We start from the raw sequence: 25817 nt of genomic DNA, 5'->3' as shown, positions 1-25817 counted from the left end.
TGCAAAAAGCAACAAAAAACTTATCCCCAAAACAAATGGAGAAAGTTTTTTCTAAGGTAGCCGCCTATTTCAATGTTTTATCCGAACCTTCTCGTTTACGCATCATGTATGCAGTCTGCAGTGGTGAAAAATCAGTATCCGAAGTTGTGGAAATGTGCGGCTCCAGCCAAGCTAATGTTTCAAGACATCTATTGGCTTTACATAAAGTGGGAATTTTGCTTAGGCGCAAAGAGGGTGTGACCGTTTATTACTCGATCGCAGACAATGCCACGGTTGATATGTGCCAATCTGTATGTACCAAGATTGCCGAAGGTATCCATTAATTTTTATATAAAAGTTTCTATGACAAATAAGCAAATTGAATTGAGTGCCAAGGATATCTCTGTGGTTGAGAAGCCCGCCAATAGAGCGCGCTTGGTAAAGGCACCTGAGCACTTTGTCTCCCAAGAATTAATTGCAGACATTAATGCCAATGGTTTGGACGAGGCTCGCCGTGGATTCTTGCGCAAGGGCTTCTTTTCAGCCTTGGGTGGAGCAGCGGCCGGCTTAGCTGCGCCAATGGCCTTTGCTGCTGGCGAAGGTGATCCCGCTATTTTGGAAAAACAAGAATGGCAAACAACGCTTGGTAAAAACGTTGCCACCATGCCCTATGGTGTGCCGTCTATTTATGAGGCTAATTTAATTCGCCGTGAGTCACCAGGCTTAACACGTGTATCAGCAGCATCGGTTGCCTTTACACCTTTGCAAGGCTTATTCGGAACAATTACACCAAACGGTTTGCACTTTGAACGTCACCATCAAGGTTGGTACAACTTAAATCCTGAGACCCATCGATTGATGGTGAACGGTATGGTGAAAAATGCTCGCGTCTTTACGATGAACGACTTGATGCGTTTGCCTTCGGTTTCTCGCACTCACTTTATTGAGTGTGGAGCTAACACTGGTTTAGAGTGGGGTAACGTTGCCGTACCTACAGTGCAGTACACACACGGCATGTTGTCTTGCTGCGAATTCACAGGTGTACCGCTCAAAGTATTACTGGAGGAGTGCGGCGCTGATCTGAAAAAAGGCAAGTTCTTGCTTGCAGAGGGTGGCGATGGTTCTGGTATGACTCGAACAATTAATCTCGAGGCTTGTCTTGAGGACACAATCGTTGCCTGGAGTATGAACGGCGAGATGCTCCGTCCAGAAAACGGTTTTCCATTGCGCTTAGTAGTGCCAGGTGTCCAGGGCGTTAGCTGGGTTAAATGGTTGCGTCGTCTAGAAGTTGGCGATATGCCTTGGAATGCCAAGGACGAGGCGGTTCACTATATTGAGCTCATGCCAGATGGTATGCACCGCCAATACGCATCGATTCAAGAATGCAAATCGGTAATTACTACACCTTCTGGTGGCCAGCAGCTCCTGGACAAAGGTTTCTATAACGTCAGCGGCATGGCTTGGTCAGGTCGCGGCAAGATTAGACGTGTAGATGTTTCTTTTGACGGTGGCAATAACTGGCGCACAGCGCGTTTAGAAACTCCAGTCCTCACCAAATCAATTACCCGTTTCAATATTGATTGGGTGTGGGATGGTTTACCTGCAATTTTGCAGTCAAGAGCAATTGACGACACTGGTTATGTGCAGCCATCCATCAAGACATTACGCGATGCACGTGGCAATCGCTCGATTTATCACAACAACGCAATACAGTCTTGGAAATTAGATTCAAATGGCGAGGTGAGCAATGTACAAGTTGGTTAAATCAATTGCTCATCTAGGGCTAGTCTTAGCGACTGTGCTGGTTGCTAATGCAGCCTATGCGCAAAGCACTCAGGGGTCCGCAAAGTTTCCTGGAATTGGTCGCAATGCAACACCGGCCGAAGTGATCGCTTGGGATATTGATGTTCGCCCGGACTTTAAAGGTTTGCCAAAGGGCTCTGGTTCGGTAGCACAAGGCCAAGTCATTTGGGAGGCTAAATGCGCTAGTTGTCACGGCGTATTCGGTGAATCGAATGAGATCTTTACGCCGATTGCCGGCGGCACAACGACCGATGATATTAAGACTGGAAGGGTAGCATCACTTGCTGATCGCAAACAACCGCAGCGCACTACTTTGATGAAGGTGCCTACGGTTTCTACTCTCTGGGATTACATCTATCGTGCAATGCCTTGGAATGCTCCTAGATCATTAACACCAGACGATACATATGCATTAGTTGCATTTATTTTGAGTTTGGGTGAAATCGTTCCAGACGATTTTGTTCTAAGTAATGCCAATATTGCTGATGTGCAGAAGAAGATGCCAAATCGCAATGGCATGACTCGCAATCATGGCTTCTGGAGCGTGAACGGTAAACCAGACGTGAATGGTTCATCTTGCATGACTAATTGCGTGAAGTTTGTACAAATTGGCTCTACGCTTCCAGACTTCGCCAGAAATGCCCATGGCAATATTGCCGAGCAAAATCGTTTGTATGGGCCGTATCGTGGCTCAGATTCGACTAAGCCGCCAATTGATAAGTTACCCGGTTCTTCGGGTGAGGGCTTGGCTCATGCTGCGGACACACATGCGGCAACTACGAAGGGCCCTGCCGCATTATTTAAAAATGAGAACTGCTCTGCATGTCATGCTCCTAATGCGAAGTTGGTAGGACCGTCGATTGCAGATATTGCAGCGAAATATAAGGGTCAAAGTGGGGCTCAAGAAAAGCTCATGGCTAAGGTCAAAAATGGTGGTTCAGGGGTTTGGGGAGCCATTCCAATGCCGCCACAGGCGCAGTTATCGGACGAGGATAGAGCTACTCTTGTCCGTTGGGTGCTAACCGGGCAATAGGTTTGCAGAAGGTTTTTTGAAATACCGCTATATTTGATACTAAGAGTAGATTAATTAAGGAGTTTTTATGAATCAGCAGCGACGCAGTTTATTGAAATATTCAGCCGTTTTTGGCTTGATGGCTTCTGCGGGTCTTATTAGCGTAGCCCAAGCACAAGAGTGGAATAAAGCCGCTTTTGAAGGCAAGAGTCTCGACGATGTATTCAAGATTCTAGGTGCAGGTAGTCCAGATAAGTCTGGTGCTGTTACTTTGAACGCCCCAGATATTGCAGAAAATGGTGCAGTAGTTCCAGTTGGCATTGTCACAACTCTCAAAGCTGAGCAAATGGCAATCTTGGTTGAGAAAAACCCAAGCGCCTTAGCCGCTCAATTCTTTATTCCTGCGGGCACAGAACCATTTGTTACAACACGTATCAAGATGGGTCAAACCTCCAACGTATACGCCTTGGTAAAAGCTGATGGCAAGTGGAGCATGGCTGTTAAGGAAGTGAAAGTAACTTTAGGTGGTTGCGGCGGTTAATCCCCCAATCTATCTGAACACCATTAATTAATTACTAGATTACAAGAGGAAAACATGGCTGATCCAATGCGCGTTAGAGCTGCTGAGAACGGTGGAATTGTAGATGTAAAAATTTTGATGAAACACGATATGGAGTCTGGCCAGCGTAAAGATGCTTCCGGCAAGACAATTCCAGCATGGTTTATCAGCACAATCAATGTCAAAGCAAATGGCAAAGATGTATTGAATGGTCAATTTGGTCCAGCAGTTTCTAAGGATCCATTCTTGAACTTCAAATACAAGGGCGCTAAGGGCGACAAGATTGTTGTGAGTTGGGTAGATAGCAAGGGTGACAAGCGTACCGACGAAGCAACTGCTTCTTAATTGCTTGTCTTTATAGATTTTTACTATCACCTGAGTTTTGAAAGGGTTGCAAATGCAGCGTAAATTAACTTTAGGGTTGGCCTCTGGATTGTTGGCCGCCTTATTAGCAGTGTCATCGTCAGTCTCTGCGCAAAAAAGTGCAACAGACGATATCGCTAAATATCGCGAGATGATCGCTGACGGCAACCCTTCGGAACTTTATGAGGCGGCTGGTGAAGATCTATGGAAAAAACCAGCAGGCCCTAAAAACGCTACTCTTGAGAAGTGTGATTTAGGTTTAGGGCCTGGTGTTGTGAAGGGCGCAGCAGCTCAGTTGCCGCGCTACTTTAAAGATACCAACAAGGTGCAAGACCTCGAATCACGTTTGATGACTTGTATGCAGGCACTGCAAGGTCGCGATCCGCAAGAAATGATCGATGCCCCTTTTCAAAAGGGTCCTAAGAAGGATATGGAGGCGATTGTTGCTTACGTGGTGACTGCGTCCAAAGGCGACAAAATTAAAGTCAGCACTAATCACCCAAAAGAAAAAGAAATGTATGAGCTCGGTAAGCGCGCATTCTTCTTCCAAGGTGGTCCAATGGATTTCTCATGTGCATCTTGTCATGCTGAAAACGGTAAACGTATTCGTTTGCAAGATTTGCCTAACTTAACGGAGCAAAAAGGCGCCGCTATGGGTTGGGGTTACTGGCCAGCATATCGCGTTTCAAGCGGTCAGTTCTGGACGATGCAGCAGCGCTTGAACGATTGCTATCGTCAGCAGCGTTTCCCATTCCCAATTTATGGTTCAGATGTAACGATTGCTTTGTCTATGTATATGGCAAAGACTGCCAACGGCGGAACAGTTGAAACTCCTGGATTAAAGCGTTAAGAGATAAGAGATAAAGATCATGAAAAATACAAATATCAAAAAGCTCTTAACTATCGCCGGATTTATTGTTGCTGCAAGCTTTCTACAAAACGTAGCTGTTGCTCAACAAAAGAATGATCCAAAGTTCAATAAGATGATGTCCGATAGTTTTAAGGCTGAAGGCATTGCAGGATTGGATCGTATTCAACAAGATGAAACGCAAAAGTTCTGCTCAGACCCAAAGTTTGCTAATAGCAAGCAGGGTGAGAAGATGCGTGAAAAGATTCAGAAAATCAATATGGCTTCAATCAAGCAGCCATCTGATGGCAAATATATTGGCGACTGGAAGAAGGGCGAGGCAATTGCTCAAAGTGGCCGCGGTGCAACCTGGACTGACAAGGCTGACACTGTAGTGGGCGGCGGTTGCTATAACTGTCATCAGATTGATGCTAAAGAGATCTCTTATGGAAACATCGGACCATCTTTGACCGGTTACGGAAAGCTGCGTGGCTATTCTCAAGAGGTGGTTACTTACACCTGGAATCGCATTAATAATTCCAAGGCGTATAACGCGTGTAGCAATATGCCGCGATTTGCACACTTCAAGCTCTTAAATGAGCAGCAGATTCAGGATGTTATGGCCTTACTGCTTGATCCTGCCTCTCCAGTTAATCAGTAACGAATCAAAGAACAGGCCGGCAGGCCTGTTTTCTTAAGGAAATACTTATATGTCATTAAATCGTCGCGACTTTCTGCAGGCTTTGGCTATTGCATCAGCAGGTGGATTAAGCTTGCAGTCCAATTTCGTGAATGCTCAAACCACAGCACAGAAATTCTATGACTTGCCCAAATTCGGTAACGTGCACTTTTTGCATTTCACGGACTGTCATGCGCAACTATTGCCGATTTACTTCCGCGAGCCTAATGTAAACCTTGGTATTGGCGCGCAAGAGGGCAAGACTCCGCACTTAGTTGGCGAGTATTTCCTAAAGGCCAACGGTATTGCACCAGGCACACGTGATGCCCATGCATTCACTTACTTGGATTACGTAGCTGCAGCCCAGAACTACGGCAAGATGGGTGGCTTCGCCCATATGGCTACATTGATTAAGCAAATCAAGGCAAATCGCCCTGGCTCGCTCTTATTGGATGGCGGTGATACTTGGCAGGGTTCTGGTACGTCTCTTTGGACCAACGGCCAGGATATGGTCGATGCTGCTTTGGCGTTGGGCGTAGATGTCATGACACCGCATTGGGAAATGACTCTTGGTGAGAAGCGCGTAATGGAAATCATAAATGGCGATTTCAAAGGTAAGGTTTCATTTATTGCTCAAAACATTAAGACATCTGACTTTGGCGATATGGTGTTTAACCCATACGTCATGAAAGTGCAGAACGGTATTCAGGTTGCCATTATTGGCCAGGCCTTCCCGTACACCCCGATTGCAAATCCTAGATACTTCACCCCAGACTGGACCTTTGGTATTCAAGAAGAGAATATGCAAAAGACCATTGATGAAGTTAGATCTAAAGGGGCTAAGGTAGTAGTGCTTCTGTCGCATAATGGTATGGATGTTGACCTGAAGATGGCATCGCGCGTACGCGGTTTAGATGCAATTCTAGGCGGCCATACTCATGATGGTGTGCCTATTCCAGTTAAGGTAAAGAATGCGGGTGGTGTAACGCTTGTTACCAATGCGGGATCCAATAGCAAGTTCTTGGGCGTGCTCGATTTCGATGTGAAGGGCGGTAAGCCAGTCGACTTCAGATATAAGTTACTCCCGATCTTCTCTAATATGATTCCTGCTGATCCAACGATGAGTAAGTTGATCACCAAAATTAGAGCGCCATTCGAAGCTAAACTAAATGAAAAATTAGCCACTACTGAAGGCCTCTTGTATCGACGTGGCAACTTCAATGGCAGCTTTGATCAACTTATCTTAGATGGCCTCATGGCGCAGAAGAATGCGGAGATTGCATTCTCACCAGGCTTCCGTTGGGGAACCAGCCTGTTGCCAGGTCAAGCAATCACACGCGAGAACCTGATGGATCAAACGGCGATTACTTATCCGTACACTACGGTTACCAATATGAGTGGTGAAACCATCAAGACCATTCTTGAGGACGTGGCCGACAACTTATTTAATCCGGATCCGTATTATCAACAGGGTGGTGACATGGTTCGCGTTGGTGGCATGCAATACACCATTGACCCTGCACAAACAGCTGGCAAGCGCATTACAGATATGCGCTTAAACGGTAAACCTATTGAGGCGAGTAAGACTTATAAGGTTGCAGGCTGGGCACCGGTTAGCGAAGAGGCAAAGAATGCTGGCGGCGAGGCGATCTGGGATGTGATGGAACGCCACTTGCGCGATGTCAAAGTAGTTAAAGCAGTCAAGCTCAATGAGCCAATCATTAAGGGTGTTTCAAATAACCCTGGCATGGCCCCAATCTAATTTATTACCGAGGATGTACGCATGAAAAAATTACTCTTTATTCTTGCCATGCTGACTTTGGCTTTTGGCTTTGGTTCTTTTGCCTCAGCTCAGTCCGCCGGCAATACAAAAGTGGTTTACCACATTGATGATGCCGAAACCCAAGGTCTAAAAGGTCTGCGCAATATCCGTAATCATTTGGATGTAGCACCTCAAACAACCATTATTGTGGTCACTCATGCCAATGGCGTGGACTTGCTGATGGAAGGTGCCAAAGACAAAAAAAGTGGCACAGACTATGCGCCATTGGTAGGCGCTTTAAAGTCTCGCGGTGTGAAGTTTGAGGTTTGCGAGATTACTCTCAAGAATCGTAACTTGAAAAAAGATCAGTTCACACTAGATGCTGATTTCACGCCATCGGGTGTCGTTCGTGTAGCGGATCTGCAATATAAAGATGGTTTTGCTTACATCAAGCCTTAAACAGCCATATATGAATTGCTTCAAAAGTCTTGTGGGGATCCTGATGGGATCCCTTATCTTTTTGGGTTCGGCTTATGGGCAGGGCAAGTCTGGCGATACGATTCAGCTAAAGCCAATACAGGTAGCGCCCCATACCTATTTTGTACAAGGCTTTCCAGAAATGGGAAGTAGTGCCAATCAAAACTTTATTTCTAATGCTGGCTTTGTAGTGACTCCTGGCGGAGTGGTTGTTGTTGATGCCTTGGGTTCCCCGATTCTTGCACAAAAGCTCATTGCTGAAATCAAGAAAATTACTCCACAGAAAATAGTGGCAGTGATCGTTAGTCACTACCACGCAGACCATGTTTATGGCTTGCAAGAGTTTAAAAAAATTGGTGCAAAGATCTATGCGCAGGGTGAGGGTAGAAATTACCTCTCTTCTGAAACTGCCAAGCAACGTTTAATTGCCTCAAGAATCGATTTTGCTCCTTGGGTTAATTCAAATACCAAGTTAATTTCTGCGGATGTATGGATTGATCAAAAAACAAAGTTGTCTGTTGGTGGAGTGGATTTCTTTGTAAGTAGAGTTGGACCTGCGCATGCACCCGAAGACCTGATGGTGTATGTGCCATCTGAAAAGGTGCTATTTGCTGGTGATCTTGTATTCAGGGGTCGCATTCCATTTGTTGGGAACGCCGATAGCAAAGGGTGGCTCATTGCTTTGGATGAGATTGAAAAACTCAATCCCAATATTGTGATTCCAGGACACGGTAATTACTCGGTTAAACCGGCTGAAGACATCGCCTTCACTAGGAATTACCTCAAGTATTTGCGTGAATCCATGGCTCAAGCCGCAATTAACCTAGATCCTTTCGAAGAGGCCTATAAGCAGGCTGATTGGTCTGAATACGAGGGAATGCCGCTGTTTAGGGCTGCTAACCGGATGAATGCCTATAACGTCTATCTGTCGATCCAGGCTGAGTAAGACGGCCAACTAAGGCAAATTCAGCCATTGGGCCTTAAAATAGAGGATTAATGCTAAATCCTTGATTTGTAATGAAAATGACTTTTCTCCGATCTATCTCAGCAATCGCTTTCAGTGCGCTCATAAGCGCTCCAGCGATCGCCGCCCCAGATTTGGCAAATGGCAAGACCATAGACCAGCAGAAGTGCTACGCATGTCATGCTAAGAAAACCGGCTTTGGTAATGGCGACATGATTTATACGCGCTCTGATAGCAAGGTAAAGTCTCTCGCCAATTTGAAGAAGATGGTGTCCCTCTGCAATACAGAGCTTCGCCTTGATTTATTTCCTGAGGATGAAGCGGATGTCACCGCTTTTCTCAATCAACAGTTTTACAAATTTAAACCTTAATTTTTTCAAGATTTGATCGCTATGGATGTTGTAGATATTAGTTCGTTAAGCAAGTCAGTTCTCTGGGCAACTTTTGCCATTACCTTTTTTCTGGGTGCAGTGATGCAGAAAACAGGGTTTTGCAGCATGGGCGCAGTTTCTGACATTTTCATCATGTCTAGCTGGGGCCGTTTAAAGCAATGGTTTTTGGCTATCGGCGTTGCCATTATTGGTTTCACCTTGATGTCTTATGTTGGTTTGATTGATCCACTCAAAAGTTTTTATACCGGCAATAAATTTTTATGGCTCTCCACAATCGTCGGAAGCGTTCTGTTTGGCTTGGGTATGGTGTTAGCTTCAGGATGCGGCAGTAAAACCTTGATCCGTATTGGTGGTGGCAATTTAAAGTCCATCGTAGTGTTTATGGTGCTGGGATTAACAGCCTATATGACAATGCGTGGTTTCTTGGGTGTAGTGCGTATTAATACTTTGGATACGTTTTTTATCGCCTTTAATACTCCACAGGATTTACCTAGTCTTTTGAGCGCGCCTCTTGGTATTGCTCGCCCTCAACTTCATCTGGCTCTAGGCTTGATCATTGGTGCAGCATTCATTGCTTATGCCTTGGCTAGCAAAGCATTTTGGACCGCTGAAAATCTATTTGCAGGTATCGCTGTAGGATTGGCGATTTGTGCTGTGTGGTGGGTATCAGGAAACCTAGGGTATGTCGCCGAAGATCCAAACACTTTAGAAGAAGTGTTTTTGGTAACCAATTCAGGTCGCATGGAAAGTCTATCGTTTGTTGCTCCATATGCTTATTCCTTGGATTGGTTGATGATGTATAGCGATACATCCAAAGTGCTCACAGTAGGCATTGTTGCTGTGCTAGGCATGATTTTGGGCTCTGCTGTGATATCGATCGCCACTAAATCGTTTCGCTGGGAATCCTTTCGTAATACCGAAGACACTGCTAACCATTTGGTTGGCGCTGCGCTCATGGGCTTTGGTGGCGTAACTGCTTTGGGTTGTACAGTAGGACAGGGCTTAAGCGGTATTTCCACTCTTGCCATTGGTTCATTGCTGGCTTTGCCTGGATTTATCTTTGGGGCTTATTTAGGTTTGCGTTATTTGCAAATACGACTTGCTCCTAATCCTTGCAGTTAATTTCAAATACGGCTGAATAATGCAAATTGATTGGATGTCTTTTACCCCCATTCCTTCCTTGTTAGGCGGGATGATTCTGGGGATTGCTGCGGCCTTGTATGTTTTATTGCATGGTCGTATTTTGGGTATTAGCGGAATTGTTTCTGGTTTATTGCATCCTAAATTGACTGATTCAGCATGGCGTGTTGCTCTAGTGTTGGGTTTGATAACCGCACCTTTTCTGGCAGCGTTATTTTTTGGCATATTCCCGGTAGTAGAAATTGAAGCGGATTGGTTCGCGATTGTGATTGCTGGCCTTCTAGTAGGCTTTGGTGCTCAATATGGTTCAGGCTGTACGAGTGGTCATGGTATTTGCGGTCTTTCACGTTTATCGCCACGCTCATTAGTGGCTACGCTCTCTTTTATGGGTGCAGGCTTTATCACTGTGTACTTTTTGCGTCACTTGATCGGAGTGTGAGATGAGAAAACATTTCAGCCTCTTTGGTCAGTATGCAATTGGTGTGCTTTTTGGCTGGGGCTTGATTATCTCCGGCATGAGTAATCCTCAGAAAGTCTTGGGATTTTTAGATTTAACTGGCAATTGGGATCCATCATTAATGTTTGTCATGATGGGTGCTGTGATTGTTGGTCTAGCGGGGTTCTACGTTGTTAGTAAGAGAACTGAAGCTTTTTTTGGTGGGGCGCTGCATATCCCTACACGTAGAGACATTACTAAGCCATTGATTATCGGCAGCTTGATTTTTGGAGCTGGCTGGGGGATCGCTGGCTTTTGTCCTGGTCCAGCCCTAGTTGCTCTGGGCGCAGGCCACCTGAAGGCCTTGGTGTTTGTTGTTGCCATGCTAGCTGGCATGGAGATTTGCGAGCGCTTCTTTACTGCCCATAAAAACAAGCCCACGAACATCTAGGCAAGCCTGCTTTAAAATCAACCCTATTCATATTTATTCGATATAGAGGGTTTCATGAGTCTTCCTATTTCTTGCCATAACGCTCAGTTTGGCACTCTCGGTCAGATCGACCCAAGCCATTTGGCTGAAATTGCCAAACAAGGCTATAAGAGCGTCATTAATAACCGTCCAGACGGTGAGGGTGGCCCAAGCCAACCTTTGAATGCCGCAATTCAAGCCGAAGCGGAAAAGCTGGGCTTAAATTACGTTTACTTACCAGTGGTGCCAGGTGCATTCACTCCTGCTCAAGTACAAGAAATGGCGCGACTCTTAAAAACATTGCCTGGACCCGTTCTCGCATTTTGTCGCTCTGGCGCACGCTCTACAAATTTGTACCAACTTGCTTTACAGCTTGGTTAATTAAAGTCTGCTCGCTAAACCATGCGTATCGCCATTCCTGAAGAGCGTAAGCTAGTTCACGAAATGATCATGCCCATTCGTTGGGGTGATATGGATGCGTATGGGCACGTGAACAATACTATTTACTTTCGCTACATGGAGCAGGCCCGTTGTGAATGGATTACTGCTATGGGTTACGAGGTTGCCCCTGGTCGCGAATCTATGTTGATGCTCAACGGTTTTTGTAACTTCTATCAACAACTCTCGTTCCCGGGTGAGTTGATATTAAAGACCTCCATTGGCGCCATTGGCAGAACCAGTTTGGACGTCTATACCAGCATGGCTTTAACTACCTCGCCTGAAGTCGAGGCGGCTATTGGTGGCGCCACCATGGTGTGGGTAGACCTCACCACTAATAAGTCGGCCCCTTGGCCTGAACATGTTTTGCAAAAGTTGCGCTAGTCTATCGTGCAACCCAGTAATCCGCATATCTTAAGAGTTGATCAATTTTTATCTGAGCTAGATCAGTTTGATCTCGTGATTGATGTGAGATCTCCTGCTGAGTTTGCTTTAGACCATATTCCTGGCGCAGTTAATTACCCCGTTCTTGATAATGAAGAGCGCGCAAAAATAGGAACACTTTATAAACAAGAGTCTCCATTTGCAGCCAAAAAGCTGGGCGCAGCTTTAGTATCGAAAAACATTGCCGCTCATCTTGAAAATCACTTTCTAGAATTGCCTCGTGAATGGCGTCCATTAATTTATTGCTGGCGTGGTGGAGAACGCAGTGGCGCCTTTACTCACATTCTCAATCGGATTGGTTGGAAAGCTAAACAGCTAGAAGGTGGTTACCAAGGTTTTCGTCGTACGGTGATTGATGGTCTAGAACAGGCAGCTGGTCAATTTTCATTTCAGGTTATTTGCGGAATGACGGGTAGCGGTAAGACGCGAGTACTTCAAGAGATTGGCGCTCTGGGGGCTCAGATCCTTGATTTAGAGGGTCTAGCAGTTCATCGTGGCTCGGTGCTTGGTAATGAACCCAATGAGGACCAGCCATCGCAAAAAGGCTTTGAGACTGCACTATGGAATGCCTTACGTTCGCTTGACCCCGCTAGGCCAGTATTTGTGGAGTCCGAGAGCAAGAAGGTAGGGGGCTTACATGTACCCGATGCCTTGATGGAGAAAATTCGTAATGGGTCTTGTATCGAACTAAGATCGAGCACACAAACACGAGTTTCCTGGTTAATTCGTGAGTACCATCACTTCTTAACTGATACGGATAACTTCAAACGTAAATTAGCGCTGCTAACAGCTCATTATGGAAAAGTGCAGATTGCCAAATGGAATGAGGCAATTGATGCTGGCAATTTTCCGGAGCTTGTTGAAGAGTTGTTGGTAAAACATTACGACCCATCCTATCAATCATCGATTGTGCGCAATTTTCCTCAATACAGAATGGAGAATTTTGTACAGCTAGATGATGATAGTGATGAGGCCTTTGCCAGAGCAGCAAAGGCCATCGTCAGTAAGCTGGGTGCTTAATTGGCTTATTAACTAAAGGCCTGAATGCCTGTTTGCGCACGACCCAGAATGAGGGCGTGAATATCGTGAGTACCTTCATAGGTATTAACGACTTCTAAGTTCAGCATGTGACGCACAACGCCATACTCATCTGAGATACCGTTACCACCATGCATATCACGTGCCATGCGGGCAATATCTAAAGACTTGCCGCAAGAGTTACGCTTCATGATGGAGGTGATTTCTGGAGCGGCGATACCTTCGTCTTTCATACGACCTAAGCGTAAGCAGCCCTGGAGTCCCAATGTGATTTCGGTTTGCATATCAGCCAATTTCTTTTGAATCAATTGATTGGCAGCCAGTGGCTTGCCAAACTGCTTGCGATCCATGGTGTATTGGCGCGCGGCATACCAGCACCATTCAGCAGCGCCAAGTGCTCCCCAGGCGATGCCATAGCGGGCTGAGTTTAAGCAAGTGAAGGGGCCTTTGAGGCCTTCAATTTCAGGAAATTCATTTTCCGCTGGTACGAATACTTCGTCCATGACGATTTCGCCGGTAATAGATGCGCGTAGACCCATCTTGCCAGTGATCTTCGGCGCACTTAAGCCCTTCATGCCTTTTTCAAGGATATAGCCACGAATGATGCCTTCATCATTCTTTGCCCAGACCACAAATACATCCGCAATCGGGGAGTTGGAGATCCACATCTTGGAGCCAGTTAAAGAAAATCCGCCAGGAACTTTCTTGGCGCGAGTAATCATGCCACCAGCATCTGAGCCATAGTTGGGTTCTGTTAAACCAAAACAACCAATCCATTCGCCGCTTGCTAATTTAGGAAGGTATTTTTGCTTCTGTGCTTCGCTACCAAATTCATTAATAGGAACCATCACCAAGGAAGACTGCACGCTCATCATGGAGCGATAACCAGAATCCACACGTTCGATTTCACGGGCGATTAAACCGTAGGAAACATAGTTGAGATTTGCTCCGCCGTACTGTTCTGGGATGGTGATTCCCAAAAGACCAAGTTCACCCATTTCGCGGAAGATAGCCGGATCGGTGGTTTCATTGCGATAGGCATCATGAATGCGCGGCATTAAACGGCCTTGAGCATATTCAGCGGCAGCGTCACGAACCATGCGCTCTTCTTCAGTCAGCTGGGTATCAAGAAGCAGGGGGTCTGCCCAGTTAAAACTTACTTTACTCATTGCCTTGTCATCCTCTATGCGGTGTTGTTGTTACTTTTGGCCTGCGTCCTGCGAATTTTCAGGAATGCAGATATTCTATTTCTATTATCCATTTTTCTGGACTTATGGACTCACCTAGACGCCACCATCGTTATTACGACCTCATTCTGACTGCCTTTGTGGTGGTTTTATTGTGCTCGAACTTCATTGGTGCTGGTAAGGCAGCCGTCATTGATCTTCCGTATTTTGGTAGCGTGCCATTTGGTGGGGGAATTCTATTTTTCCCCATCGCTTATTTCTTTGGCGACATCCTCACGGAAGTCTATGGGTACGCTTACGATCGTAGAGCGGTTTGGGCAGGCTTTGCCGCTCTTGCATTTGCCGCAATCATGGCGCAAATAGTCATTGCTTTGCCGGTCGCTCCTGGTGATTACATGGCTAATTATCAGCACGGATTGGAAACAGTATTTGGAAACTCTTGGCGTATTGCTTTGGCTTCCATGTTTTCTTTCTGGTGCGGAAGCCTGGTCAATAGTTATGTATTAGCGAAGATGAAGATCTGGACCCAGGGCCGCGCTCTATGGATGCGCACAATTGGCTCTACCGCAGTGGGTGAGATGGTCGATTCTTCCTTTTTCTATATGTTGGCGTTTTATGGCATTTGGCCAACCCATGAAATCATTCAGGTGGCCTTGGCGCAGTACGTTCTCAAGACATCCTGGGAGGTCTTGGCAACCCCATTGACTTACTTGGTCGTGAACTACCTCAAACGTAAAGAAAACGAGGATTTCTACGATATTCATACGAATTTCACCCCATTTAGGGTCAAAGTCTAAGCAAGACCACGGCTTCCTGCCAACAAAGACGTCTAAGCCGTTAAAATAACGGTCTTTGCCCCTCCGGGGTAACTATTGAATTTCAGAAAGCTAGAAAACATCCGTGCTGTCAGCATCTAATATCACCATGCAGTTTGGGGCAAAGCCTCTGTTTGAAAACATTTCCGTGAAGTTTGGCGGCGGTAATCGTTACGGCCTCATTGGTGCCAACGGTTGCGGTAAATCGACCTTCATGAAAATCTTGGGTGGCGAGCTTGAGCCAACCAGCGGTAATGTGAGTTTGGATCCTGGCATTCGTTTGGGTAAATTGCGTCAAGATCAATTTGCTTATGAGGATGTGCGTGTACTCGACGTAGTGATGATGGGTCACGAAGAGATGTGGAAAGCCGCAGCAGAACGCGACGCGATCTACGCTAACCCAGATGCTACTGATGAAGATTACATGAAGGCTGCTGAGCTTGAAGGTAAGTACGCCGAATACGGCGGCTATACCGCTGAAGCAAAAGCAGGCGAGTTGTTACTGGGTATCGGCATTCCTATTGAGCAACACAACGGCCCAATGAGCAATGTTGCGCCAGGTTGGAAATTGCGTGTATTGCTAGCGCAAGCATTGTTCTCTGATCCAGACGTTCTCTTGCTTGATGAGCCAACCAATAACTTGGATATTCACTCCATTCATTGGCTTGAAGACATCCTTAATCAAATTAAGAGCACCATCGTCATCATTTCCCATGATCGCCACTTCCTTAATGAGGTCTGTACGCACATGGCCGACATGGACTATGGAACCTTGAAGGTTTATCCAGGCAATTACGATTCCTACATGCTGGCATCAGTACAGGCACGTACACAACAACTGAGCAATAACGTTAAAGCCAAAGAAAAAATCGCTGAATTGGCAGCTTTCGTGGCGCGCTTCTCTGCAAATGCTTCTAAGGCACGTCAAGCGACTTCACGTCAGAGACAGTTGGAGAAAATTGAGATTGTTGAAGTAAAGCCTTCATCACGTCAAAACCCATTCATACGTTTTGATACTGAGAAAAAATTACACAATATGGCGGTAGAGTGCAATGCACTGACTAAGGCTTATGACCGCGTTATCTTCAAGAATTTCAAATTAGGTGTTCGTGCTGGCGAGAAGATTGCCATCATCGGACAAAACGGCGCTGGTAAGACGACACTACTCAAGACTATTCTAAGCAAGCGCTTTGAAGGTATTGCTGCTGATAGCGGTGATGTGAAATGGGCTGAGAACGCTAACGTTGGTGTGATGCCTCAAGATAATACTGAGATGTTCGCAAAAGACGAATTACTCATGGATTGGATGAATTGGTGGCGTAACACTGGTGACGATGACCAAGTGATTCGTGGCACATTAGGTCGCCTCTTGTTTTCTGGTGACGACATTGGCAAGTCCGTTAAGGTGCTCTCTGGTGGTGAAAAGGGCAGAATGATTTGGGGCAAACTGATGCTCCAAAAATATAACGTGCTAGCAATGGATGAACCTACGAACCATATGGATATGGAATCCATTGAGAGCTTACAAATTGCACTTGAGAAATTTGACGGTACTTTGATATTTGTTTCTCACGACCGTGAGTTTGTATCTGCTTTGGCTAATCGCATCTTAGAAGTGAAGATGGATGGCACTGTAGTGGATTACTCCGGAACTTACGAAGAGTATTTGCGTAGCCAAGCATTGGCTGGCTAATTTAAGTTCAGCAGTAAACCTGTTGTAAAAATAGGCCCCTACGCGGGCTTATTTTCTTTGGCTTGTCGTTGAAAGCGGGTTGCAGTACCTTCTTCGCGAATGCGCTTCCACACTGAATCCTTTTCTTCTTGAGAAAAGAAAACCCAATTACTGACTTCTCCGAGAGTGCGACCGCATCCTTGGCAGATTTCATCGTAAAGAGTGGTGCATACACCAATACAAGGGGAGTCGGACTCATTGTCCCCAGTCGATAGGGAGTGAGAGCCATCTTGCGAGGCTAATTTGGTGTCGTTGCTTCCAGAATTCATGGCTGTACTTTAGACGATTTCAAAGGACTGTGCTCGGCAAGCTCATCGACATAAGCCCCAATCCCTTGATGCTCACGATCTAAGAAGTGTTGCACTGCTTTGGCAAAACGTGGATCGGCAATGAAATGGGCTGATTGAATCGTGGTGGGTAAGAAGCCGCGCGCCATCTTGTGTTCACCTTGTGCGCCACCTTCAAAGGTCTGTATCTTGTTGGAAATGCAGTATTCAATAGCTTGGTAATAGGCAGTTTCAAAGTGCAAGCAGGGAATGTGCTCGATCGCACCCCAATACCTGCCATAAGCCTTGGAGGTTTTAGGGTCTATCACTAGTAATGATGCAGCAATAGGATTGCCTGCACGTTCAGCAATGATTAAATGAAGATTCTCAGGCATTCGCTTAGCCCATAGCTTGAAGAATGCCTCATTGAGATATGGATTGGAGCGATGCTCTAAGTATGTATTTTCATAGCAACGATAGAAAAATTCCCAATCATCATCGCTTGAAAATATTCCTGGCACATGCCTAAAGCTAATAGATTCTTTTGCCACTTGCTCGCGTTCACGCCGAATATTTTTGCGACGCTTCATTGTGAGGGCTGCTAAAAATTGTTCAAAGTTCTCAAAGCCTTGGTTATGCCAATGAAACTGCACGGAGTCACGCAGCATGAAGCCTTGCTCTTGAAGGCTTTTAGATTCTGAGGCGTAAGAGAATAAAACGTGCGCTGAAGACAGATTGTTTTGAACAACTATAGTTTTTAAGCCTTCAATTAGATACTGCCTAACCATATCGGCATCAATATGACTGGCACTAAGAATTCTTGAGCCTTGAACTGGCATGAAGGGGATGGCGCAGAGCGCTTTCGGGAAGTACTGCATGCCTTGTTGCTCATAAGCCTGAGCCCATGACCAATCAAATACAAATTCGCCATACGAATGTTGCTTTAAATACAGGGGCATTGCACCTATCAGCTGGCCATGATCTTTTAGGAGTAGGTGCGCAACTTGCCAACCAGTATCACCTCCGACGCAACCCGTCTCTTCTAGGCCACTGAGAAATTCATGACGCAGAAAGGGTCCTGCATCAGCAGGAAGCAGAGCATTCCAGTCCTGGCAAGGGATATCGCTTAAGCGATCAAGTATTTCTAATTGATATGAATCGGGCTGGGCCACGATTAGCGCTGAATAAGCTCTATTTTGTAGCCATCAGGATCGGTAACAAACGCAATGATGGTGTCGCCGCCAGCTACGGGCCCAGCTTCACGAGTGACATTGCCACCAGCCGCCTTAATCTTGGCGCATGCAGCATATGCATCAGGAACACCAATGGCTATATGACCATATGCTGTTCCCATTTCGTAGTTAGAAACTCCATGGTTATAGGTCAGCTCAATCTCAGCTTGTCCATCGCCATTACCTTTGCCGTATCCCACAAAAGCAAGTGAGTACTTTTGCTCGGGGCGCTCAGTGGTACGCAGTAAATTCATGCCCAATACTTTGGTGTAGAAATCAATCGAGCGATTTAAATCGCCAACGCGAAGCATGGTGTGTAGGATCATCATGGTTTAAATATAACGCTATTTATTGATTCTTGTTTTGAATGAAAAACCCCGGCATATAACCGGGGTTGCTTTTATTACATTGATGCGTAGTTCGGGCCGCCACCACCTTCTGGCGTAACCCAAACGATGTTTTGAGTTGGGTCTTTGATGTCGCAAGTCTTGCAATGTACGCAGTTTTGCGAATTAATTTGCAAACGTGGCTTGCCGTCAGTTTCTACGTACTCATATACGCCAGCAGGGCAGTAACGTTGCTCAGGGCCTGCGTAGGTTTTGAGATTGATATCTACAGGCACGGAATCATTCTTCAAAGTTAAGTGAATGGGTTGATTCTCGGCATGATTCGTATTGGAAATAAATACGGATGAGAGGCGATCAAACGTAATCTTCCCATCTGGCTTCGGATAATCAATTGGCTTGTGTTGAGCAGCGGGCTCTAGGCATTCGTGGTCAGCATGTTTTAGATGGACAGTCCAAGGCATATTACCGCCCAACAACTTTTGCTCTAAACCCACCATTAGGGTACCGAGATAGAGACCTTTTGACATCCATGGCTTGAAGTTACGCGCTTGATTGAGTTCTGTATGTAACCAACTATTTTGGAATGCAGTTGGGTAAGCAGATAAAACATCTTCAGAACGATTTTCATTAATCGCTGCGACAGCTGCTTCAGCAGCAAGCATGCCCGTCTTAATTGCGGCATGACTGCCTTTAATGCGCGATGCATTTAAATAGCCGGCATCGCAACCAATGAGTGCGCCACCAGGGAACACGGTTTTTGGCAGGCTGTTTAAGCCGCCTGCAGTTAATGCACGGGCACCATAAGCAATACGCTTACCACCTTCAAAAGTCTCGCGAATCTTTGGATGCAATTTATAGCGCTGGAATTCTTCAAAAGGAGATAGGTAAGGGTTCTTGTATGAGAGGCCAACAACCAAGCCAACCGCAACCTTGTTATCGCCTAGGTGATAGAGGAATGAGCCGCCATAGGTATCGCTCTCCAATGGCCAGCCTGCTGTGTGGACAACCAGCCCAGGCTTGCTTTTGGAGGGCTCCACTTCCCAGAGCTCCTTAATACCAATGCCATAGCTTTGTGGGTCGGCATCTTTATCTAATGCAAATTTAGAGATGAGCTGTTTGCCGAGATGACCGCGTGAACCTTCAGCAAAGAGGGTGTACTTGCCACGCAATTCCATGCCGAGTTGAAATTGATCGGTAGGGTTGCCTTCTTTATCCAAACCCATTGAACCAGTAATCACTCCACAAACTGCGCCTTGATCGTTATAGAGAATTTCTGCTGCAGGAAAACCGGGAAAAATTTCAACACCAAGATTTTCTGCTTGTTGCCCGAGCCAACGTGTCACATTTGCAAGGCTGACAATGTAGTTACCTTCATTCTTAAAGCAGTGTGGCAACATCCAATTGGGAACTTGATAGGAGTTATCGCCGGTCAAGAATAAAAACTGATCTTGAGTAACTTCTGTTTCAAGTGGTGCACCTAATTCTTTCCAATCCGGAAATAACTCAGTAAGTGCCTTTGGATCCATCACTGCGCCAGAAAGTATGTGAGCGCCGATTTCGGAGCCCTTTTCTAGAATGCAAACACTGATCTCTTTGCCAAAGGCGTTAGCCAGCTGCTTTGCTTTAATGGCTGCTGATAGGCCAGCGGGCCCGCCTCCAACGATGACTAAGTCATAGTCCATGGAGTCTCTGGGACCAAATTGCTCTACCAGTTCAGCAGCATTCATTCAATTTCTCCGAAATTTCTCAAAAATAGGGCTTTTCAGCCCTAATAGTTTAGTTCCAACTGTCAAAAACCGAATTAGTGCCAAGACCACCTGAATCAATGGGCTTGAAGCGTTATGATTGCTTTTTTACCCATTTTGGCAATATTAGGACAAAAGTTATGAATAAAACTTACCCATCGGCAGTTGATGCCTTGCGGGACATCTTAAAAGACGGACAAAAATTAGCTGTTGGTGGCTTTGGTCTGTGTGGCATTCCTGAAGCTTTGATCCAGGCTGTGAAGGATTTGGGTGTTCAAAACTTAACTGCTATTGCAAATAATGCTGGCGTTGATGGTTTCGGATTAGGTTTGTTGCTGAACTCACGCCAAGTCAAAAAGATGGTTGCTTCATACGTGGGCGAAAACAAAGAATTTGAGCGTCAGTATTTGGCAGGTGAGTTGGAGTTGGAATTTACGCCACAAGGAACCTTAGCTGAAAAATTACGCGCAGGTGGTTGTGGTATTCCTGCTTTCTATACCAAGACTGGTGTTGGCACTTTAGTTGCTGAAGGTAAAGAAGAAAAAGAATTTGATGGTGAGAGATACATCATGGAGCGCTCAATTGTTTCTGATATCTCTTTGGTGAAAGCTTGGAAAGCGGATAAGTCAGGTAACTTGGTCTATCGCTATACAGCACGTAACTTCAATCCAGTTGTGGCAATGGCTGGCAAGATTACCGTAGCTGAAGTAGAGGAGATCGTTGAGAACGGTCATTTACATCCAGATGAAATCCACACGCCTGGCATCTATGTGCACCGCTTGGTGCTCCATAAAACACCTGAGAAGCGTATTGAGCAGCGCACGATGACTGCAAAAGCGTAATTTCACGAATAGCAATAGAACAGAATATTTAGGAAGATCGAAATGCCTTGGACAAGAGATGAGATGGCAGCACGTGCTGCTAAAGAATTAAAAGACGGTTACTACGTGAACTTAGGTATTGGTATGCCTACATTGGTTGCGAACCATGTACCAAAGGATATGGAAGTATGGCTCCAGTCTGAAAATGGCTTATTGGGTATTGGCCCATTTCCAACCGAAGAAACGATTGACGCAGACCTAATCAATGCAGGCAAGCAAACTATTACTACTTTGCCCGGTTCATCCATTTTTTCTTCTGCCGATTCTTTTGGCATGATTCGTGGCGGCAAAATCAATATTGCGATTTTGGGTGCAATGCAAGTAAGTGAACACGGCGACTTGGCCAACTGGATGATCCCAGGAAAAATGGTCAAAGGTATGGGTGGCGCGATGGACTTGGTGGCCGGAGTAAAGCATGTTGTTGTATTGATGGAGCACGTTGCCAAGAAAAAAGATGGCACAGAAGAGCTTAAAATTTTGCCTAAGTGCACATTGCCTTTAACGGGCGTGGGCGTTATTAGTCAGATCATTACAGATCTATGTGTCCTTGACATTACTCCTAAGGGCTTAAAGTTGACTGAACTTGCTCCTGGCGTAACTAAAGAAGAAGTGATTGCAAAGACAGGTGCCCCTGTTGATACAACGGGTTTCTGAGCAATTTATCCAGATGAATGAAATAATGGAATCACTATGTCGGGATTCCATTTCTCTCATTCAAAGCCCTCGACGCCAAAGATGAATTCCGGTGTTGATCCCTCGCTGCATGCTCATAAAAAGGGTGATGCAAAACACACCCATAGCAAGCAAGTCTACAATCAAAATTTACTGTTAATTGCCTTAGTACTTACTTTAGGCTTTTCCGGTGTTGAAGGGGCGGCAGCATACTTCGCCAATTCATTGGCGTTGATTTCCGATGCGGGTCACATGGTTACCGATGCGGCAGCCCTCGGATTGGCTTTGTTGGCGCAAATTATTTCCCGTCGTCCACCGTCTCCTAAACATTCATTTGGCTTTGGAAGGGCGGAGGCCTTAGCTGCTTTTGTTAATAGTATTGTGATGCTGGCCTTAGTCGTGTGGATTATGGTTGAGGCAATCAGTCGTTTCTATGAGCCGCATAAGGTAGATGGTCTTACCGTCACCGTTGTTGCTGCCATTGGCTTATTGATGAACATCGTGGTTGCTTGGGTGTTATCGCGCGATAAAAAAAGCGTGAACACTCGCGCAGCCTTAGTTCATGTCATGGGTGATTTGCTGGGATCAATCGCCGCACTGATTGCTGGCGTAGTTATCCAGTTAACAGGCTGGATGCCAATCGATGCCATTTTGTCTATCTTGGTATCGCTACTGATTCTCAAGTCAACCATCTCTATTCTTCATGAGTCCTATCACTTCCTCATGGAAGGTGTGCCGCTCCATATTGATTATTTACAGGTAGGTACTGATTTAAGAAGAGTCCAAGGAGTACTTGCGGTGCACGATCTTCATGTCTGGGAGATGACCCCTAGCTTTCCAGCATTGATTGGCCATATTGAAATTGCCAATATGCAAGAATGGCCTCAGATCATGGCCAAAATTAATGAGATGCTGCTAGACAAGCATGGTATTGATCATGTGACTTTGCAGCCTGAGGTGATTGGTGAGGATCACGATCATGAGCATGATCACGCCAGTCATGAAGTTCACAATGAGGCCCAAGCTTCCAATGTTTTCCATGATGGCGAAACGTTTTATGTTGACTGCTCTAGTGGTGATGAAAAACACCGCATGGCCTATCACGTATGGGGCAATCCAGGTAATCCAGTTTTGATGTGTGTGCATGGCCTCACAAGACGGGGTAGTGACTTTAAGACCCTTGCACAGGCGATGTGTAAGGACTATTGCGTTGTTTGTCCAGACATTGTTGGTAGGGGAGATTCAGATCGCCTTAGCAATCCAATGCTTTATGCCGTGCCGCAGTACGTTTCTGACATTGTTACGCTAGTTAAAAAGCTCGGGGTTTCACAAATTGAATGGTTTGGCACCTCCATGGGCGGTCTTATTGGAATGGTTTACGCATCAATGCCAAGCTCGCCAATACGTCGTATGTTGATTAATGATGTAGGTCCTCGAATTGAGCCTGAGGCAATCAAACGTTTAGGTTCTTACGTAGGACAACCATTTTCTTTTGCCAATCGTGAAGATGCTCTTATTCGCTTGAATGAAATCTGCGCCAGTTTTGGTGAGCACACTCCGCAAGAGTGGGAAATCTATAACGGCCCTATGTTGATTCAGAAGGAAGGTAAATGGATCATGCATTACGACCCAGATATCTCGGTACCTTTTGCCTCAGTGAATCCAATCATGGCTAAGGCTGGCGAAATGGCGATGTGGCATGCCTTTAAGCAAATCCATATTCCAATGTTGATCGTTCGCGGCGGCAATTCTGATTTGTTATCTGCCGCAACGGTTGCTCAAATGTGTAAAGTAAATCCTTATGCGCGCAGTATTGAGATTCCAAACGTGGGTCATGCTCCTGCATTTGTAAAGCCGGAACAAATTGCGTTGGCAAAAGAATTCTTCAGCTAATTCCTGCACATCATTTTGCCTATGGCAAATAATCCCCATACATCCGAAAAAGTAGCCGTATTTCAGGATGCCTGGTATGGCGAGCCAGCAGAAGTGCACGCCCTTGGGGTTACGCAAATCCTGCAAGTACTTAATTTAGATGAAGCAACTTTAGTTGCGGCAAATAATATTGCGCGCACCCATGGTAAAGAAGCGCTCATTAAGCTGATTGGTGAAGAGCCCGCCAAGTTACTCATTGGTTATCGGGGTTTACGTCAGGCACAGGCAAAGTTAATGCGCGATGATGGTGGACTCAGTGTCACCGGTCAAGAGGAAATGCTCCGTAAAATGCTTTTAGCATTCGGTGATGACTTAAGGGTAGTGCTGATTTATCTTGCGTCTCGATTGCAGACTCTGCGTTGGGTTACTCAGGAAAAAATTGAGATGCCAGCAGCTTGGGCGCAAGAAATTCTCAATATTGATGCCTCATTGGCTAACCGTCTGGGTATTTGGCAGATGAAGTGGGAGATGGAGGATTTAGCATTCCGGGCGCTGTCTCCAGATACTTATCGTGAGATAGCCAAGATGCTCGATGCAAAACGTATTGAGCGCCAATCCTTTATTGATCAAATTGTTTTGCAGCTGCAGGATGAGCTCAAGGCTGCGCAAATTGATGGTGAAGTACTTGGGCGACCTAAGCACATCTATAGCATCTGGAAAAAAATGCAAGGCAAGTCTCTAGATTTCGCCAATCTCTATGACGTTAGGGCATTTCGGGTATTGGTTGAAGATGTGAAGTCTTGCTATGCCGTGCTGGGTATTGTGCATAACGTTTGGCAACCAGTGCCACGTGAATTTGATGATTACATTGCTAGACCTAAGCCCAACGGCTATCAATCCTTGCATACCGTAGTCATGAATGAAGACGGCACTGCATTTGAAATTCAGGTGCGTACACAAGAAATGCATCAGCAAGCTGAGTATGGTTTGGCAGCACACTGGCGCTACAAAGAGGGTGCTTATGCTGGAATGGCGACGCCACCTAATCCTGCAAAAACCAATAAGCCTAGTGTTAACCATCAGCAAGGTACACACAGCGCAGAAGTAGCTTACGAGAGGCAAATAGCCTGGGCTCGTCAGCTCATCTCATGGAAAGAAGATGCTTGGGAACAACTCAAGCACCATGAGATTGATGATCATATTTATGTACTCACACCTTTGGGCAAAGTGATCTCATTGGAAAAGGGTTCAACGCCGATTGATTTTGCGTATGCAGTGCATACCAATCTCGGCCATCGTTGCAGAGGTGCAAGAGTGGATGGCGCCATGGTGCCGTTAGAGACATCGCTGCAGAATGGTCAAACAGTTGAAATCATTGCAGTGAAGCATGGTGGTCCATCACGCGACTGGATTAGTCCCGATAAAAACTACCTACGTTCGCAAAGAGCGCGCCAAAGAGTGCGCGCTTGGTTTAATGCATTGGACGATGAAGAAGCTGGCCAATCCACTAAAGCTGTTGATAACAAGCAAGAAGTCAGCCCGGAAATAAAAACAACTCCAACTACGCCTGAAATTGTCTTGCGTAGTAGCGCTCATAAATCAGGAAGGGGTGGTGACGTCTTGGTGGTTGGGGTAGATTCTTTGTTAACGCAGTTGGCGCGTTGCTGCAGACCTGTTCCTCCAGACGCTATTGCCGGATTTGTGACTCAGGGTAGAGGGGTGTCGATTCATCGACGCTCATGCAAAACCTTCAGAGTTCTTTTGGAAAGGGCTCCGGAGCGAGTAATTCAAACGGCTTGGACCGCTTCAGCAGCAGATCCTATCGTCAATCAGGAGCAAAAACGGGTATTCCCAGCAGATTTGGTTGTAACTGGCCTAGATCGACCTGAGCTCATGCGGGAACTCTTTGAGATTCTCACGCGGCAGGGCGTCCATGTGATCGATTTGCGTAAATCTGCCAAAAAAGGCTTAGCTCAGATCCTTTTAACGGTTGAAGTGAAGGATTCTGAAGTGTTGCGAGTAGTTCAAAACAGCCTAGAAGAGGTCAAAGGGGTCACCCAAGTGCGTCGCCGGTGATAAACTCCATGGCTGTATAGGCTCGTAGCTCAGCTGGTTGCACCACCTTGACATAGTCGAGCTCATATTTAAAAAACAGCGTTAAAATGCGTTAAAATAAGGTTTTATACATATTAAGACCTTTTAAAACTGACAAAAACATAAAAATAATAGTCAAAGACCATAGTAGATTTTCGGTAAATAGTGTGCT

At 45.8% G+C, this 25817-nt stretch carries 28 protein-coding genes; 23 read left to right on the top strand and 5 right to left on the bottom strand.

Features of this window, described 5'->3' with window-relative positions:
• Positions 1-35 precede the first annotated feature (35 nt).
• The 17 genes from ICN19_RS00555 (at position 36) to mnmH (ending at position 12784) form a co-directional block, all read left to right on the top strand.
• Positions 36-323, top strand: a complete 288-nt coding sequence (locus tag ICN19_RS00555) for a metalloregulator ArsR/SmtB family transcription factor (protein ID WP_216244825.1) — start codon at positions 36-38, stop codon at positions 321-323.
• Positions 324-342: 19 nt separating this feature from the next.
• Positions 343-1743, top strand: a complete 1401-nt coding sequence (soxC, locus tag ICN19_RS00550) for a sulfite dehydrogenase (protein WP_216244823.1) — start codon at positions 343-345, stop codon at positions 1741-1743.
• On the top strand, positions 1727-2815 hold the full coding sequence (locus ICN19_RS00545) for a c-type cytochrome (protein ID WP_216244821.1): 1089 nt from the start codon (positions 1727-1729) through the stop codon (positions 2813-2815). The genes soxC and ICN19_RS00545 overlap by 17 nt, the downstream gene beginning before the upstream one ends.
• Before the next feature lie 67 nt (positions 2816-2882).
• On the top strand, positions 2883-3335 hold the full coding sequence (soxY, locus tag ICN19_RS00540) for a thiosulfate oxidation carrier protein SoxY (RefSeq protein WP_216239504.1): 453 nt from the start codon (positions 2883-2885) through the stop codon (positions 3333-3335).
• Positions 3336-3389: 54 nt separating this feature from the next.
• Complete coding sequence (gene soxZ, locus ICN19_RS00535; RefSeq protein WP_068321433.1) at positions 3390-3698, top strand: thiosulfate oxidation carrier complex protein SoxZ; 309 nt, start codon at positions 3390-3392, stop codon at positions 3696-3698.
• A gap of 52 nt (positions 3699-3750) precedes the next feature.
• Positions 3751-4566 (top strand): sulfur oxidation c-type cytochrome SoxA, encoded by an 816-nt coding sequence (soxA, locus tag ICN19_RS00530; RefSeq protein ID WP_216244818.1) that lies wholly within the window; start codon positions 3751-3753, stop codon positions 4564-4566.
• A 19-nt stretch (positions 4567-4585) separates the two neighbouring features.
• A complete protein-coding gene (gene soxX / locus ICN19_RS00525; RefSeq protein ID WP_216244817.1) occupies positions 4586-5224 on the top strand; it encodes a sulfur oxidation c-type cytochrome SoxX in 639 nt (212 codons plus the stop codon).
• Between the two features lie 49 nt (positions 5225-5273).
• Complete coding sequence (soxB, locus tag ICN19_RS00520) at positions 5274-7004, top strand: thiosulfohydrolase SoxB (protein WP_216244814.1); 1731 nt, start codon at positions 5274-5276, stop codon at positions 7002-7004.
• A gap of 21 nt (positions 7005-7025) precedes the next feature.
• A complete protein-coding gene (locus ICN19_RS00515) occupies positions 7026-7463 on the top strand; it encodes a DsrE family protein (RefSeq protein ID WP_216244812.1) in 438 nt (145 codons plus the stop codon).
• A 43-nt stretch (positions 7464-7506) separates the two neighbouring features.
• A complete protein-coding gene (locus tag ICN19_RS00510; RefSeq protein ID WP_255536891.1) occupies positions 7507-8427 on the top strand; it encodes an MBL fold metallo-hydrolase in 921 nt (306 codons plus the stop codon).
• A gap of 77 nt (positions 8428-8504) precedes the next feature.
• Positions 8505-8816: a hypothetical protein gene (locus ICN19_RS00505; RefSeq protein WP_216244808.1), complete on the top strand. Its 312-nt coding sequence runs from the start codon at positions 8505-8507 to the stop codon at positions 8814-8816.
• Between the two features lie 21 nt (positions 8817-8837).
• A complete protein-coding gene (locus tag ICN19_RS00500) occupies positions 8838-9959 on the top strand; it encodes a YeeE/YedE family protein (protein WP_216244806.1) in 1122 nt (373 codons plus the stop codon).
• Between the two features lie 19 nt (positions 9960-9978).
• Positions 9979-10416, top strand: a complete 438-nt coding sequence (locus ICN19_RS00495) for a YeeE/YedE family protein (protein WP_216244804.1) — start codon at positions 9979-9981, stop codon at positions 10414-10416.
• 1 nt (position 10417) lies between these two features.
• Entirely contained in the window at positions 10418-10864 is a 447-nt protein-coding gene (locus ICN19_RS00490) for a YeeE/YedE family protein (RefSeq protein WP_216244802.1), read from the top strand.
• A 54-nt stretch (positions 10865-10918) separates the two neighbouring features.
• Positions 10919-11263 (top strand): TIGR01244 family sulfur transferase, encoded by a 345-nt coding sequence (locus ICN19_RS00485; RefSeq protein WP_216214643.1) that lies wholly within the window; start codon positions 10919-10921, stop codon positions 11261-11263.
• A gap of 21 nt (positions 11264-11284) precedes the next feature.
• A complete protein-coding gene (locus ICN19_RS00480) occupies positions 11285-11704 on the top strand; it encodes a thioesterase family protein (protein ID WP_216244801.1) in 420 nt (139 codons plus the stop codon).
• Positions 11705-11710: 6 nt separating this feature from the next.
• Positions 11711-12784, top strand: a complete 1074-nt coding sequence (mnmH, locus tag ICN19_RS00475; protein WP_216244799.1) for a tRNA 2-selenouridine(34) synthase MnmH — start codon at positions 11711-11713, stop codon at positions 12782-12784.
• Between the two features lie 8 nt (positions 12785-12792).
• On the opposite strand, the gene ICN19_RS00470 is transcribed toward mnmH, so the two are convergent.
• A complete protein-coding gene (locus ICN19_RS00470; protein WP_216231704.1) occupies positions 12793-13971 on the bottom strand; it encodes an acyl-CoA dehydrogenase in 1179 nt (392 codons plus the stop codon).
• 104 nt (positions 13972-14075) lie between these two features.
• Here ICN19_RS00470 and ICN19_RS00465 point away from each other — a divergent pair, with 104 nt between their 5' ends.
• Both ICN19_RS00465 and ICN19_RS00460 read left to right on the top strand, forming a co-directional pair.
• The gene (locus ICN19_RS00465) at positions 14076-14786 is read left to right on the top strand and encodes a queuosine precursor transporter (protein WP_216244794.1); all 711 of its coding nucleotides are present in this window, start codon (positions 14076-14078) and stop codon (positions 14784-14786) included.
• Between the two features lie 103 nt (positions 14787-14889).
• Complete coding sequence (locus ICN19_RS00460) at positions 14890-16497, top strand: ABC-F family ATPase (protein WP_215349448.1); 1608 nt, start codon at positions 14890-14892, stop codon at positions 16495-16497.
• A gap of 38 nt (positions 16498-16535) precedes the next feature.
• On the opposite strand, the gene ICN19_RS00455 is transcribed toward ICN19_RS00460, so the two are convergent.
• From ICN19_RS00455 to ICN19_RS00440, 4 genes are all read right to left on the bottom strand, one after another.
• Positions 16536-16805, bottom strand: coding sequence for a DUF1289 domain-containing protein (locus tag ICN19_RS00455; RefSeq protein ID WP_216244793.1), 270 nt, complete (start codon positions 16803-16805; stop codon positions 16536-16538).
• A complete protein-coding gene (locus tag ICN19_RS00450) occupies positions 16802-17974 on the bottom strand; it encodes a GNAT family N-acetyltransferase (RefSeq protein ID WP_216244792.1) in 1173 nt (390 codons plus the stop codon). The genes ICN19_RS00455 and ICN19_RS00450 overlap by 4 nt, the downstream gene beginning before the upstream one ends.
• Positions 17975-17976: 2 nt before the next feature.
• A complete protein-coding gene (gene gloA / locus ICN19_RS00445; RefSeq protein ID WP_216244791.1) occupies positions 17977-18363 on the bottom strand; it encodes a lactoylglutathione lyase in 387 nt (128 codons plus the stop codon).
• 74 nt (positions 18364-18437) lie between these two features.
• A complete protein-coding gene (locus ICN19_RS00440) occupies positions 18438-20108 on the bottom strand; it encodes an electron transfer flavoprotein-ubiquinone oxidoreductase (protein ID WP_216244789.1) in 1671 nt (556 codons plus the stop codon).
• A 158-nt stretch (positions 20109-20266) separates the two neighbouring features.
• Here ICN19_RS00440 and ICN19_RS00435 point away from each other — a divergent pair, with 158 nt between their 5' ends.
• From ICN19_RS00435 to ICN19_RS00420, 4 genes are all read left to right on the top strand, one after another.
• Complete coding sequence (locus ICN19_RS00435; protein WP_216244781.1) at positions 20267-20968, top strand: CoA transferase subunit A; 702 nt, start codon at positions 20267-20269, stop codon at positions 20966-20968.
• A 42-nt stretch (positions 20969-21010) separates the two neighbouring features.
• Positions 21011-21661: a CoA transferase subunit B gene (locus ICN19_RS00430; RefSeq protein ID WP_068321494.1), complete on the top strand. Its 651-nt coding sequence runs from the start codon at positions 21011-21013 to the stop codon at positions 21659-21661.
• A gap of 81 nt (positions 21662-21742) precedes the next feature.
• Entirely contained in the window at positions 21743-23572 is a 1830-nt protein-coding gene (locus ICN19_RS10255; RefSeq protein ID WP_216244778.1) for an alpha/beta fold hydrolase, read from the top strand.
• A gap of 21 nt (positions 23573-23593) precedes the next feature.
• Positions 23594-25627, top strand: coding sequence for a bifunctional (p)ppGpp synthetase/guanosine-3',5'-bis(diphosphate) 3'-pyrophosphohydrolase (locus tag ICN19_RS00420; RefSeq protein ID WP_216244776.1), 2034 nt, complete (start codon positions 23594-23596; stop codon positions 25625-25627).
• The last annotated feature ends 190 nt before the right edge of the window (positions 25628-25817 follow it).

Origin of the sequence: Polynucleobacter sp. AP-Capit-er-40B-B4 (genome assembly GCF_018882245.1) — a bacterium.
Lineage (GTDB): Bacteria > Pseudomonadota > Gammaproteobacteria > Burkholderiales > Burkholderiaceae > Polynucleobacter.
Note: the sequence above shows the minus strand (reverse complement) of the source record. Positions and strands in the feature narration are given on the sequence as shown.